This window comes from Novosphingobium fuchskuhlense (assembly GCF_001519075.1).
GTDB lineage: Bacteria > Pseudomonadota > Alphaproteobacteria > Sphingomonadales > Sphingomonadaceae > Novosphingobium > Novosphingobium fuchskuhlense.
On the sequence record NZ_KQ954244.1, the window covers coordinates 549,333 to 561,421 of the forward strand.

General features: G+C 66.7%; 14 protein-coding genes. 3 read left to right on the plus strand and 11 right to left on the minus strand.

Translation table 11 applies throughout. The annotated features are described in order from the left end of the window. Positions 1 to 153 precede the first annotated feature (153 nt). Genes AQZ52_RS02430 through AQZ52_RS02440 form a run of 3 tightly spaced genes read right to left on the minus strand, consistent with a single transcriptional unit; the run spans position 154 to position 2,940 of the window. Positions 154 to 1,167: an LLM class flavin-dependent oxidoreductase gene (locus AQZ52_RS02430; protein WP_067906341.1), complete on the minus strand. Its 1,014-nt coding sequence runs from the start codon at positions 1,165 to 1,167 to the stop codon at positions 154 to 156. Continuing rightward, positions 1,164 to 2,186: a tetratricopeptide repeat protein gene (locus AQZ52_RS02435; RefSeq protein WP_067906342.1), complete on the minus strand. Its 1,023-nt coding sequence runs from the start codon at positions 2,184 to 2,186 to the stop codon at positions 1,164 to 1,166. Before AQZ52_RS02435 ends, AQZ52_RS02430 begins: the two co-directional genes overlap by 4 nt. A 10-nt stretch (positions 2,187 to 2,196) precedes the next feature. Continuing rightward, positions 2,197 to 2,940 carry an alpha/beta fold hydrolase gene (locus AQZ52_RS02440; protein WP_067906343.1) on the minus strand — a complete coding sequence of 248 codons (744 nt, stop codon included), beginning with the start codon at positions 2,938 to 2,940 and terminating at the stop codon, positions 2,197 to 2,199. 151 nt (positions 2,941 to 3,091) lie between these two features. On the opposite strand from AQZ52_RS02440, the gene thrS reads away from it, so the two are divergent. The 3 genes from thrS to AQZ52_RS02455 all read left to right on the plus strand — a co-directional run bounded on the left by thrS (position 3,092) and on the right by AQZ52_RS02455 (position 6,515). Beyond that, the gene (gene thrS / locus AQZ52_RS02445; RefSeq protein WP_067906344.1) at positions 3,092 to 5,083 is read left to right on the plus strand and encodes a threonine--tRNA ligase; all 1,992 of its coding nucleotides are present in this window, start codon (positions 3,092 to 3,094) and stop codon (positions 5,081 to 5,083) included. A gap of 76 nt (positions 5,084 to 5,159) precedes the next feature. After that, positions 5,160 to 6,098 (plus strand): hypothetical protein, encoded by a 939-nt coding sequence (locus AQZ52_RS02450; RefSeq protein WP_067906345.1) that lies wholly within the window; start codon positions 5,160 to 5,162, stop codon positions 6,096 to 6,098. Between the two features lie 96 nt (positions 6,099 to 6,194). Continuing rightward, entirely contained in the window at positions 6,195 to 6,515 is a 321-nt protein-coding gene (locus AQZ52_RS02455) for a PilZ domain-containing protein (protein ID WP_156424758.1), read from the plus strand. A gap of 17 nt (positions 6,516 to 6,532) precedes the next feature. Here the strand turns inward: AQZ52_RS02455 and AQZ52_RS02460 are convergent, their stop codons facing one another. From AQZ52_RS02460 to sufC, 8 genes are read right to left on the minus strand one after another with little or no spacing between them, the layout of a single operon-like run. Then, a complete protein-coding gene (locus AQZ52_RS02460) occupies positions 6,533 to 6,745 on the minus strand; it encodes a DUF4287 domain-containing protein (RefSeq protein ID WP_067906347.1) in 213 nt (70 codons plus the stop codon). Positions 6,746 to 6,791: 46 nt separating this feature from the next. Beyond that, positions 6,792 to 8,111 carry an oxygenase MpaB family protein gene (locus AQZ52_RS02465; RefSeq protein WP_067906348.1) on the minus strand — a complete coding sequence of 440 codons (1,320 nt, stop codon included), beginning with the start codon at positions 8,109 to 8,111 and terminating at the stop codon, positions 6,792 to 6,794. A gap of 5 nt (positions 8,112 to 8,116) precedes the next feature. Further along, positions 8,117 to 8,482, minus strand: a complete 366-nt coding sequence (locus tag AQZ52_RS02470; protein WP_067906349.1) for a HesB/IscA family protein — start codon at positions 8,480 to 8,482, stop codon at positions 8,117 to 8,119. Positions 8,483 to 8,516: 34 nt separating this feature from the next. After that, the gene (locus tag AQZ52_RS02475; RefSeq protein ID WP_067906350.1) at positions 8,517 to 8,996 is read right to left on the minus strand and encodes an SUF system Fe-S cluster assembly protein; all 480 of its coding nucleotides are present in this window, start codon (positions 8,994 to 8,996) and stop codon (positions 8,517 to 8,519) included. Further along, complete coding sequence (locus AQZ52_RS02480; RefSeq protein ID WP_067906351.1) at positions 8,993 to 10,204, minus strand: cysteine desulfurase; 1,212 nt, start codon at positions 10,202 to 10,204, stop codon at positions 8,993 to 8,995. The genes AQZ52_RS02475 and AQZ52_RS02480 overlap by 4 nt, the downstream gene beginning before the upstream one ends. After that, positions 10,201 to 10,950 carry a SufD family Fe-S cluster assembly protein gene (locus tag AQZ52_RS02485; RefSeq protein ID WP_067906352.1) on the minus strand — a complete coding sequence of 250 codons (750 nt, stop codon included), beginning with the start codon at positions 10,948 to 10,950 and terminating at the stop codon, positions 10,201 to 10,203. The genes AQZ52_RS02480 and AQZ52_RS02485 overlap by 4 nt, the downstream gene beginning before the upstream one ends. Further along, entirely contained in the window at positions 10,943 to 11,344 is a 402-nt protein-coding gene (locus tag AQZ52_RS02490) for a hypothetical protein (RefSeq protein WP_067906353.1), read from the minus strand. Before AQZ52_RS02490 ends, AQZ52_RS02485 begins: the two co-directional genes overlap by 8 nt. After that, positions 11,341 to 12,084 (minus strand): Fe-S cluster assembly ATPase SufC, encoded by a 744-nt coding sequence (sufC, locus tag AQZ52_RS02495; protein WP_067906354.1) that lies wholly within the window; start codon positions 12,082 to 12,084, stop codon positions 11,341 to 11,343. The genes AQZ52_RS02490 and sufC overlap by 4 nt, the downstream gene beginning before the upstream one ends. Positions 12,085 to 12,089: the final 5 nt, after the last annotated feature.

A 12,089-nucleotide genomic window follows, 5' to 3' on the forward strand; every position in this document is an offset into this window, starting at 1 on the left:
CCCCGCCGGAACAAGGCCCAGCGGAGGCGCGCCTTCCTGTCGTTATAAGTGCGTAATATTATGTCACACTCATGAATTAATAATGCGCAGCCTACTCCGGCAAGGGCGCAGAGGCAAGCGGGAGGACCCTTAAGTTTTAAGCAGCATTGCCTATCAGGCGGCGACTGCGACGTCGGCCTGAAGGGCCTCCATCGTCAGCGCCAGACTGCGGTGACGCAAGGCCGGATCGAACGTTGAGCCGGACACGATCAGCTCGTCAGCCCCGGTCCGCGCCTGAAACGCCGCGATGCGCTCGCGCACGGTCTTCACGCTGCCGATGGCGCTGACCTGTCGCATGTGATCGAGCATGGCCAGCGAGGAGGGATGCAGACTTTCGCGGTAGCCCGGCACTGGCGGCGGCAGCTTGCCGGGCGAGCCCGTGCGCAGCCGCACGAAGGACTGGTCCATCGAGGACGCGAGCAGCACGGCTTCCTCGTCCGTATCAGCGGCAATCACGTTGATGGCGGCCATCACGTAGGGCTCGGCCAGCCGCTCAGAAGGCTGAAACCGCTCGCGGTAGAGGGCAAGCGCGGCATCGAGATGATCGGGCGCGAAGTGCGAGGCAAAAGCGTAGGGCAGGCCCAGCATTCCCGCGAGCTGCGCGCCGAACAGGCTGGAACCGAGGATCCACATTTCCGGTTTGGCGCCTAGGCCCGGCGTGGCCTGCAACGGCAGACGCGGATCGCCGGCGAAATGCAGCTGCAGCTCCACCACGTCGTTCGGGAAGCTCTCCGCCGCCTGATGAATGTCCTTGTGCAGTGCGCGCATGATGCGCTGGTCCGCGCCAGGCGCGCGGCCGAGCCCTAGGTCGATCCGTCCCGGAAACAGCGCATCGAGCGCGCCGAACTGTTCGGCAATCACCAGCGGGTTGTGGTTGGGCAGCATGATCCCGCCCGCACCGAGCCGGATGCGGCGGGTCGCATTGCCGACATGCGCAAGCACGACCGAGACCGCTGCCCCGGCGATCCCCTCCATGCCGTGATGCTCGGCCACCCAGAAGCGGTTATAGCCCAGCTCCTCTGCCGTGCGCGCGAGCGATGCGGCCTCGGCCAACGCCTCGCCCACGGTGCCGCCTTCGCGCACGGGAACGAGATCGAGGACGGAGAGCTTGAGCTTGGCCAGAGTCATCGCGAAGTCTCCGGTGGAGGAGCGGCAGGGGCTGCCGGTGCTGCACTCGATGTAGGCGCTGGTCCGATCTGGTCAAGATAACCCTTGGCCGTGGCCGCCTCCGCGCTGCCGGGCGCCAGCGCGAGAACCGATTGCCACGACTTGCGTGCGGCGTCCTCGCGGCCCGAGAGCATGGCGATGACCCCGGCCTCAAGGCCGATCTGGCCGGCCAGGGGATCGCCGTTGGCGACCAGGCTGGCGGCGACCTCGATATCGCGCTGCGCCCGCTCCAGATCCTTGCCGCGCCGCGCGAGGGTGGCGGAAAGCAGCCAGCCTTCCGGGTCGTTCGGGGCGAGCCGGTGCGCTTCTTCCAGCGCACCGCTGGCCTCGGGAAGGCGCTGAAGGGCAACAAGGGCACGTGCGCGCCCGATCTGCACCGCGCCGCGCACCGCATTGTCCTCGGCGCTGGGGGCGGCGGCCGGCGGGGGCGAGAGCGCCTTGTCATACCACGCGAGTGCGGCTTCGGCGCGCCCTCCCGCAAGGGCCGCATGGCCCGCCATCGCCTGCAGCGCGGCGGTTGCCGCAGGATCGCTGGCCGGCACTTGCCCGGCGCTTTCGATGAAGGCCGCTTCCGCGCCGGTGGAATCGCCTTGCTGGAGGAGAAGCTGGCCAAGACACTGCGCGGCAGCGCCATGTGCGGTGCTGGGCGCGGTGCTCGGTCCGGCGGCCTTGCTCACTTCGGCAAGCCAGGCGCGGGCGGCGGCTATCCCCGAGGTCAGATCCTTGTCACCCGCAGCGAGGCAAAGCGTGTAGCGGGTTGGCCTTGGCCCGGAGGTGGGCGCTGGTGGTGCCGGAACGCCGGTCTGCGTTGCAGGCGGTGTCGCCCCCGGCATCGGCGGCGGCACTTCGGTCGCGCGCTTGCGGCGCGGGATCGGCAGCGGCGAGACTTCGAACGGCCGCGGATTGGGGCCAACCTGGTGCCAGACATCCGCCGGAAGCGGGGCATGGGCAGCCAGCAGGGCGGGAATCAGAACAAGCATCTAGGATCCTTCAGGCCGCGAACAGTGCGTCCAGTTGGCCAAGCAGTATGGCGATGTCAGCCCGGCGCGAGAGGCGATGATCCCCGTCCTTGATCAGATGGACCTGCACATCGGCTGAACGCAGCGCCGCTGCGAGCCTGATGGAAATGTCCCACGGCACGTCCCGGTCCGCCTGCCCATGGATCAGCCGCACCGGCCCATCGAACGCGACACCGCGCGCAAGCCGCAGGCATTCCATCCCTGCCGCCCAGAACTTCGCGTAGGTCGGCGTCGGTTCGGGACCGTAGATGTTTTCCTCGTAGACCGGCTCGCCGCGCGCAAAAACGGCCTTCTGCGCCGCATCGAAGCCCCATTCGCAAAAGTCAGGCGCGGGGGCGAGACCGACCAGCGCGGCAACACGCGTGCCAAGCGCCTCGGCCAGCAGCAGCATCAGCCAGCCGCCCATGCTGGAGCCCACGAGGATCACGCGCTCGATCCCCAGCCCGTCCAGCAGCGCGATGACCTCCTCGCGCCACAGCGGCAGCGACTTCTCCGCAAACACGCCTTCGCTCTGGCCGAGGCCGGTATAGTCGAGCAGCAGGCAGGCCCGCCCCTTGGCCTCGGCATCGGCAATCACCGCTTGCGCCTTACCCCCGCTCATGTCGGACATGTAGCCGGGCAGGAACACGATAGTGGGCGTCGGATCCGGCTTTGGGCCCGGCAGGAAGCGGTAGGCCATGCGTTCGCCCGAAGGCAGCGTGAAGTGCTGGATCATGCCGCCCTTTTGGCCACGGTGCGCGCGACGGTCAAACGGTCACAATCGCACGTGCCATGCGAAGGGCGGTCTCTGCCCCCTTCCGGCGCGCGCTCGTTTCTGCCAAAGCGCCCGGGATCGCTGCACCCAGGCGAAACGAGCGAGAGCGTCCATGTCCGAAATGTTCAAGATAACCCTGCCCGATGGTTCCGTCCGCGACGTCGCGCCCGGCACCACTCCGGCAGACATCGCCGCCGCGATCGGCCCGGGCCTCGCCAAGGCCGCCATTGGCGCGCGCGTGGATGGTGAGCTCTTCGACATCACCCGACCCTTCGAAGGCGATGCCGCGCTGGCGCTCATCACCGCACGCGATGAAGCTGATGCGCTCGAACTCGTGCGCCACGATTACGCCCACGTGCTGGCAGAAGCGGTGCAGGCGCTGTTCCCCGGCACGCAGATCACCTTCGGCCCGAGCACGGACGACGGCTTCTATTATGACTTTGCGCCGAAAGACCGCGCGTTCACCGAGGACGACCTGCCGGTCATCGAAGAAGCGATGCGCAAGATCATCGCGGCGGACAAGCCGCTCCGCCGCGAGGTCTGGAGCCGCGAGCAGCTGATCAGCCGCTGGCAGCAGCAGGGCGAAACGTTCAAGGCCGAATGGGCCGCCGAACTGCCCGGCGACGAGGCGCTGACGGTCTACTGGTCGGGTGACGACTGGCTCGACATGTGCCGCGGCCCGCACCTTGCCTCGACCGGCAAGCTCGATCCCGCGGCCTTCAAGCTGACGCGCGTGTCGGGCGCCTACTGGCGCGGCGACCAGTCCAACGCGATGCTCAGCCGCGTCTACGGGACCGGCTGGCTCAACAAGAAGCAGCTCGATGCGCACCTCACGCGGCTGGAAGAAGCGGCGAAGCGCGATCACCGCAAGCTGGGCGCGGAGATGGACCTGTTCCACCTCCAGGCCGAAGCGCACGGCAGCGTGTTCTGGCATCCCAAGGGCTACCGCATCTGGCGGGAGCTGGAAGCCTACATGCGCCGCGCCATCGACGGTGCGGGCTACAAGGAGGTCAAGACGCCGCAGGTGATGGACGCGCGCCAGTGGGAGCAGTCCGGCCACTGGGGCAAGTACCGCGAGAACATGTTCGTCATCCCCGACGAAGTGCCCAACACCGAGGACGAAGGCCCAATCGTCTCGGACGATGCCGAGTGGATGGCCTTGAAGCCGATGAACTGCCCGGCACACGTGCTGATCTTCCGGCAGGGCCTCAAGTCCTACCGCGAGCTGCCGCTGCGCCTCTACGAGAACGGCTGCTGCCACCGCAACGAGCCGCATGGCGCGCTCCATGGCCTTATGCGCGTGCGCCAGTTCACGCAGGACGACGCGCATATCTTCTGCCGCGAGGACCAGATCGTCTCCGAGGTCCGCGCCTTCTGCGAACTGGCGGACCGGATCTACAAGGACTTCGGCTTCACCTATTCGATCAAGCTCGCACTGCGCCCCGAAAAGCGCTTCGGCACCGAAGAGATGTGGGACATGGCCGAGACGGAGCTCCGCAATGCCGTGACCGAGGCCGGTCTCGCGACGCCGGAATACGGCTGGGAGGAACTCCCCGGCGAAGGCGCGTTCTATGCGCCCAAGCTCGAATGGCACCTGACGGACGCCATCGGCCGCACCTGGCAGGTCGGCACGATCCAGTCGGACCGCGTCCTGCCTGAACGGCTCGACGCGGGCTATATCGCCGAGGACGGCGAACGGCACCGTCCGGTCATGCTCCACCGCGCGATCTTCGGTTCGTATGAACGCTTCATCGGCATCCTGATCGAACACTTCGCCGGTCGCCTGCCCGCATGGCTTGCCCCGGTGCAGGCCGTGGTCGCGACCATCGTCTCGGATGCCGACGACTATGCGCATGAGGCGACCACCGCGCTGCGCGCCGCCGGCATCCGCACCGAGACCGACACGCGCAACGAGAAGATCAACTACAAGGTGCGCGAGCATTCCTTGCAGAAGGTCCCCTACCTGCTAGTCGTCGGCAAGCGCGAGGCGGAGGAAGGCACTGTCGCCATCCGCACGCTGGGCGAACAGCACCAGAAGGTGATCCCGCTGGCCGAGGCCATCGCGCTGCTCAAGGCTGAGGCAACCCCGCCGGATCTGCGTTAAGGCGTAGAAGGGTAACGCCAAATAAACCCTCTCGGGTCCATACGTGTGTGCCACAGCACATGCGGACGGACTGCCGATGACGATCAATTTCCCCGAGCTGGCGCGCCAGGCGGCTGCCGATGGCGCGATTTCCGCCGGCGAGGTGCTGGCGCTGCGCCGCACCGCATGGCCCGACGGGCGGATCGACCAGACCGAGGCGGAGGCGATCCTCGCGATCAACGACGTGGTCAGCAGCAAGAGCCCCGAATGGGTCGACTTTCTCGTTGAAGCGGTGGGCGAATATGTCCTCAATGGAACCGAGCCGCGCGGCTATGTGTCCGACGCGACCGCCGACTGGCTGATCGCAAAGCTGGATCAGGATGGCCAGCTCGATTCGGTTGCCGAGTTGGAGCTCCTCGTCCGCGTGCTGGAAAAAGCGCTCGGCACGCCGGACCGCCTCAAGGACTACGCCCTCGCCCAGATCGAACGCGCCGTGCGCAGCGGCGAGGGCCCGACCCGCGACGGCGGCAGCCTGAGCCCCGGTTCGATCACCGAAGCAGAATGCAAGCTGCTGCGCCGCGTGATCTTCGCCAGCGGCGGTGACCGCCCGGCGGCGGTCAGCCTGGCCGAGGCCGAGATGCTGTTCCGCCTCAAGGATGCCACCCTTGGCGCGCCCAATGCCCCCGAATGGCAGCGCCTTTTCGTGCAGGGCGTGGGGAGCTACCTGCAGGGCTGGACCGGCGGCCGTGCGATCAGCCGCGAGCGCGCTGCCGAACTCGAAACGTTCATGAATGACAGAACGAGCAGCCTCGGCCGGTTCTTCGGCCGCATCAGCCGCGTGAGCGCGGGCGATCTGCGCTCCGCCGCACAGGATGTGCTGGGTGGCGGCCCTTCGGCGCGCGACTTTGCCGGCGAAGCGGATGCCGATGCCACGCTGACCTCTCCCGAGCAGGCGTGGCTAGAAGGACACATCCAGGCCGACGGCAAGACCGACCCGCTTGAGGAGGCGCTTCTCGCCTTCCTTGCTGAAGGATAAGCCCTCTCTTCAGCCGGCGTTAGCCATTGCCATAACAGGAAGCGTTTACCCGCCGACCTGCATAAGTGCCTCATCGCAATGGGGAAGCGTATGCACATGCCGGCGAGAATGCTGTCGCAAGAAGTCGCGGTCGACAACCGGCGCGTGCAGCGCATGCAGGCCGGTGCGGCATCGTCCGGCCGCGTGCAACGCATCTTCGATATCTCACGCTATGGCTGCCAGATCGAATCGGGCGACCTTGCCGACGGGGCGAATGGCCAGTTCGTCGAGATCGACTTCGGCAGTGTCGTCACCCGCGCGATCATCCGCTGGTCAGACCGCGCGCGACTTGGCCTCGAATTTGCCCGGCCGCTCGGCTCGCGCGAGGTCGATACCCTGCTGGCCGAGCCGGCTCCGATCCGGCTGCGGCGGCTTTAGAAACAAGCGGCGGACGCTCAGTCCCCCAGTTCGGCGAGCGTGTGCGCAACGATGGCATTGGCATGCCCGTGCCCCATCCCGTGCTTTTCCTTGAGCATGGCGACAAGCTCCATGTGCCTTCCCGGAAGTGCCGCACGGATGAGCTCTATCCACTCTGCAATCGGGCGACCGTAGGTCTTCTCGATCGAGGGGAAGTAGGAGGCCGGGCCCTTGATCTTGGTATCGCTCATAGGCCGCGAAGGATCGCAGGATCACCCCGCCCCTGTCAACGCAAGGCTAAGCTGCGGGCTTGTACTTCGCAGCGTCCGTGGTGAACTCGGCGTGGCCGAGGCTGCCGAGGTATTCGCGGACCTTGCCCACAAGCCGTTGGTCAGCCAGACGCCGGACGCCCGGGGTCTTCGCGGCGACGCCGTAAAGCCGCATCTGGCCCATGAGGCCGACGCCGACAGCCGCCGCCCGCATCCGGTCGATCGCACGGATTTTCACGCCGAAGCGCGCCGCCGTCTTCTCGCTGCCGTCGCAGAAGTTCTGCATGAAGTAGACCTTGGCGAACGACCGTTCGAGGCGATCACGAACCTGGCCTTGCGGCGTCGAGGTGTCGACGAGATCGGCTTCCAGTGTTGCGCGCAGCAGGCCGCCGCACGTCGCCTCGTCGAACCCGGCGCGCAAGGTGAGCGCGCGAGCGTTCCATGCATCGACGATCCCTCGCGGCGTATCGGCCAGCAGATCCTCAGGCAAGCCCAGCAGGAAGCAGCGGTAGCGCGACAGCTCGATCTGCGCGCGTTCCTCGGGGGTGAAGTCGATGCGCCCTTCTTTCAGCACCTTCGACGAGATCAGGAAATCTGAGATCAGCCCCGCCGGCATCTGATCGACTTGCGGGATAGGAATGCCGTAGACCTGCTGATCCCATTTGCTGCCCGACAACACGTTGAAGCGCACCATCGAATGCATCAGCCGCACCATGGCCGCCGCCTTGAAGCCGGGGCCGAAGCGGGCGAGCGCGCCGGGCAGCACTGAAGTGCCGAAGAAGGTCGCGGTTTCCTTGATCCGCCGCGCGGCGGTCTTGTTCGAAAGCGTGCCCGTCAGCGCCATCGGCAGCGCGGCATACTTGTTCATGAAGGTGGCGATGAACGCACCCCGGATCGCCCACGGTGCCACATTCGCAAAGGTGACCCGCTGGAGCCGCGCGCCTTCCTCGACCATCTTCATGTCCACCCACGCGGGCGTGGCTTCCATGCTGCGGATGAAGGTGCCGAGCTCGGGCGGCGCGCCCTCTACCTTGTTAAGGCCCTTGTCGCAGGCCTCCACCAGCATATCGACCAACCGCTTGAAGCCATATTCCGGCATCAGGGCGGCATAAGGATCGGCCACCGCGTCGCCCATCATGGTATAGGCGGCCATGCGCTCCATGAGATCGCGGTTCTCGAGCAGCCCGGCCGCCACCTTCGGGTAGCTGCGCAGTTCACTGCCCGCCACGTTGCCGTCGGTCAGCAGCCGTTCGGGATGGATGGAAAAATCGACCGTGCCGTACATCGCCGGATTGTTGGTGCGCTGCGCGGCGACCCGCGCGCGCAGTGCGGCGATGGCTGTGGGCACTCCGGTCAGACCGTGAAGCTCTCGCCGCAGCCGCAGGAGCCCTTGGCATTGGGGTTCTGGAACACGAAGCCGGCGGCGAAGTCATCTTCCTGCCAGTCCATCGTGCTGCCGATCAGGTAGAGCACCGAGGCCCCGTCGATGAAGAAAGTTCCGCCCGGCGTCTCGATCCGCTCGTCCATCGGATTGGCCGCCTCGACGTAATCGACCGAGTAGGCGAGGCCCGAACAACCCCGGCGCGGGGTGGACAGCTTGACGCCGATTGCCCCTTCCGGCGCGCTCGCCATGAGCCTGGCGATCCGTGCCTCTGCTGAAGGCGTGAGGATCACCGCGGCGGGGCGCTGGCGGATGCGGGTGGGGGCTTCGGTGGTCATGGCTTCACCTATATGGGGCCGAATGCGGAAACTGTTAGAGCATACCAAGTTCGAGCTTGGCGTCATCGCTCATCTTCTGCGGGTCCCACGCCGGATCCCACACCAGATTGACCTCGGCATCGCGCACGCCGGGCACCGCCTCGACGCGAAGCTCGACTTCGGCGGGCATCGATTCGGCAACCGGGCAATGCGGGGTGGTCAGCGTCATCGTCACCACGACCGAGCCCTCGGGGCTGACGTCGACACCGTAGATCAGGCCGAGATCATAGATATTGACCGGAATCTCGGGGTCGAAAATATCCCGCAGCGCAGCGATAACGCCCTCGTAGATCTCCCCGCCCGGCTCACCCGGCGCGGCATCGACCGGCTTCTCCGCAAGGAAGCCCTCCAGATAGTCGCGCTTGCGCTCCAGCTTTTCGGCGGGCGTTTCCCCATGGGGTTCATGCGCATCCTCGACGCGCGCCCGGCGCGGCGGTTCTACGCCTTCGACTTCCTCGATCTCGATCCGGTTCATCCGAATATCCTTAGGGTCCGCTCGATGCCGCGCACCAGCGCCGCAACATCGCTTTCGTCGCTGTAAATACCAAAACTCGCGCGCGCCGTTGCCGGCACGCCGAGGTGCTCCATCAGGGGCTGCGCGCAGTGATGGCCTGCGCGGATTGCCACGTTCTCTTCGTCGAGGATCGTGCCAAGATCGTGCGGGTGCACGCCTTCGAGCGCGAAGCTGACGATTCCGGCGCTCTCTTCGGGCCCGAACAGACGCACCGCATTGAGTCGCCCCAGCGCCTCGCGCGCCAGGGCGACCAGCCGCGCCTCATGCGAATGGATCGCCGCGAGCCCGGCATCGTTCAGGAAATCCGCCGCTGCGCGAAAGGCAATCGCCTCGACAATGGCGGGTGTCCCGGCCTCGAAACGCTGCGGAGCGGGGGCCCAGGTCGACTGTGCAAAGGAAACGCGGTCGATCATCGAGCCGCCACCCTGCCATGGCGGCATCGCCGAGAGGATCTCCGCCCGGGCCCAGAGCGCGCCGATGCCAGTCGGCCCGTAGAGCTTGTGTGCGGAAAAAACATAGAAATCGCAGCCCAGCACCGCCACATCCACCGGCAGGCGCGCCGCCGCCTGGCAGCCATCAAGCAAGATCTTCGCGCCGACCGCATGGGCCAGCCGCACCGCGCGCGGCGCATCGAGCACCGAGCCGAGCACATTGGAAACATGCGCGAAGGCCACCAGCTTGTGGGCCGGGGTGAGCATCCGCTCCGCCGCGTCGAGATCGATCTGGCCGTCCTCGGTCAGCGGGCAAACGTCGATCTCGATCCCCGTCCGTTCGCGGATCAGCTGCCACGGCACGATGTTGGAATGGTGCTCCAGCTGCGAAAGCAGCACACGGTCGCCGGGTTTCAGATTGCTCACGCCCCACGATTGCGCGACGAGATTGATCGCCTCGGTCGCGCCGCGCGTGAAGACCAGCTCTTCCTCGCGCCCGCCGATCAGCGCCGCCACGGTGCGCCGTGCGGCTTCGTAGGCCAGCGTCATCTCTGCCGAGCGGGTGTAGACCCCGCGGTGAACCGTCGCATAATCGGCACCCATCGCCCGCGTCATCGCATCGATCACGCTGCGCGGCTTCTGTGCGGTGGCGGCCGTATCGAGGTAGTGCCAGCGCTTGCCCTCGGCGTTGAGAAGGCCGGGCCATTCGTCGAGGCGGGAGAGGGTCTGGGTGCTCACAGCAGGTTCTCCAGCCCGGCCAGTGCCGCCTCGGTCAGCGCCTCGGCCTCCGGCGCGCCGACGAAGGCTTCGGCGATGAAGGCATGGAGCATCAGCTTCTTGGCCTCGGCCGGCGGCAGACCGCGCGATTGCAGGTAGAACAGGCCTTGCGGATCCAGCTCGCCGACCGCGCAGCCATGCGCGCACTTCACGTCGTCGGCGTAGATTTCGAGTTCGGGCCGCGCATTGGCGGTCGCTGTACGGTCGAGCAGCATGGCGCGGATCGACTGTTCGCCATCGGTGCCGATCGCCCCGCGTGCGACGTGGACCTTGCCGAGGTAGGTGCCCGTCGCCTGTCCGCCGAGGACCGAGCGCACGACCTGCCGGCTGACCGCATCGGGCTGCAGATGGCGCACTTCAGTCACGATCTCGAGCGTCTGCGTGCCCGCGCCCATTTGCGCCGCACCGAAGTGGAACGACGCACCCTTGCCGAGGACGGCCGTCACCGCAATCCGGCCATAGGCACTGCCCGCATTCAGCACGCGCAGGTCAAAACTCGCGCCGTCTTCCAGCGTGATAAGGAGTTCGCGCGCCTCGGCGCGGTCGGAGCGCGCGGTGATCGCCAGCGCATCGCTCGCGCCGGCGGCGACGCGGATTTCCTGCACCGCCAGCGGCCAGAGCGGCGCCAGTGCGGCCAGATCGGCGTAGCGATAGGCCTCATCCCGCTTTGTGGGCAAGGGGCGGGTCGGGAGCGCGAGACTAGCCACGGGCCACCTCGCAGCGCACCATCGGGATCGGGGCTTCGGAAACCTTGACGCCGCCGCGCTCCAGCACATGGAGCACCAGCATCTTGCCATCGGGGCTCAGCACATAGTCCGCCGTCAGCGCCACGCCGAAATCGTCATCGCCTTCGCGCACCACGATGTGCCGTTCGCCCAGCGTTTCGATCGCCTTGACCACACCCCAGTAGTCACCCTCGGTGTTCATCGAGGCTGTCAGAATGCGGCGCGCATATTTGTCACCGCACAGCGCTGCAGAAGGTGCCCACTCACCGAGGAACGCCGAAGGCATGACAGGAGGGGGTGCGGCAGGGGGCGGCGCGGCGGGCGCGGCAGGCTCTGCCGCCTGCGCCGCCATCGCCAGGGCGAACAGCAGGCTCATGCGGCCACCGCCTCGTAGCCTTGCTCCTCGAGTTCAAGCGCCAGTTCCGGCCCGCCCGACTTCACGATCCGCCCCCCGGCAAGCACATGCACGAAGTCAGGCTTCACGTAATCGAGCAGGCGCTGGTAGTGCGTGATGAGGAGCACGGCCTTGCCGGGCCCCCGCATGATCGCGTTGATGCCCTCGCCGCAGATGCGCAGCGCGTCGATGTCGAGGCCCGAATCGGTCTCGTCCAGGATCGCCAGCTTGGGGGCGAGAATGCCCATCTGCACCATCTCGGCGCGCTTTTTCTCGCCGCCGGAAAAGCCCACGTTCACCGGGCGCTTGAGCATGTCCATGTCGAAACGCAGAAGACCCGCCTGTTCCTTGGCGAGCTTGATGAAAGCCGCGCCCGAAAGCGGCTCTTCCCCATGCACCTTGCGCTGCGCGTTGAGCGCCTCGCGCAGGAACTGCAGGTTGGAAACGCCGGCGATCTCGACCGGATACTGGAAACCGAGGAACAGCCCTGCCGCCGCGCGCTCGTGCGGATCGAGCGCGAGCAGATCCTGTCCGTCGAAGTCAACACTCCCGCCGGTCACCTCATAACCCGGCCGTCCGCCGAGCGTATAGCCGAGCGTCGACTTGCCTGCGCCGTTCGGCCCCATGATGGCATGGATTTCGCCCGCGTTGATCGTGAGAGACAGGCCCTTGAGGATCGGCTTGTCCGCAACGGTAGCGGAGAGGTTTTCAATTCTGAGCACTACAC

Coding starts and splice junctions, on each gene's coding strand:
- AQZ52_RS02455 (WP_156424758.1), top strand. CDS start 6,195: ATGCCGGCGAGAATGCTGTCGCAAGAAGTCGCGGTCGACAACCGGCGC.
- AQZ52_RS02470 (WP_067906349.1), bottom strand. CDS start 8,482: ATGACCACCGAAGCCCCCACCCGCATCCGCCAGCGCCCCGCCGCGGTG.
- thrS (WP_067906344.1), top strand. CDS start 3,092: ATGTCCGAAATGTTCAAGATAACCCTGCCCGATGGTTCCGTCCGCGAC.
- AQZ52_RS02430 (WP_067906341.1), bottom strand. CDS start 1,167: ATGACTCTGGCCAAGCTCAAGCTCTCCGTCCTCGATCTCGTTCCCGTG.
- AQZ52_RS02475 (WP_067906350.1), bottom strand. CDS start 8,996: ATGAACCGGATCGAGATCGAGGAAGTCGAAGGCGTAGAACCGCCGCGC.
- AQZ52_RS02450 (WP_067906345.1), top strand. CDS start 5,160: ATGACGATCAATTTCCCCGAGCTGGCGCGCCAGGCGGCTGCCGATGGC.
- AQZ52_RS02440 (WP_067906343.1), bottom strand. CDS start 2,940: ATGATCCAGCACTTCACGCTGCCTTCGGGCGAACGCATGGCCTACCGC.
- AQZ52_RS02490 (WP_067906353.1), bottom strand. CDS start 11,344: ATGAGCCTGCTGTTCGCCCTGGCGATGGCGGCGCAGGCGGCAGAGCCT.
- AQZ52_RS02435 (WP_067906342.1), bottom strand. CDS start 2,186: ATGCTTGTTCTGATTCCCGCCCTGCTGGCTGCCCATGCCCCGCTTCCG.
- AQZ52_RS02460 (WP_067906347.1), bottom strand. CDS start 6,745: ATGAGCGATACCAAGATCAAGGGCCCGGCCTCCTACTTCCCCTCGATC.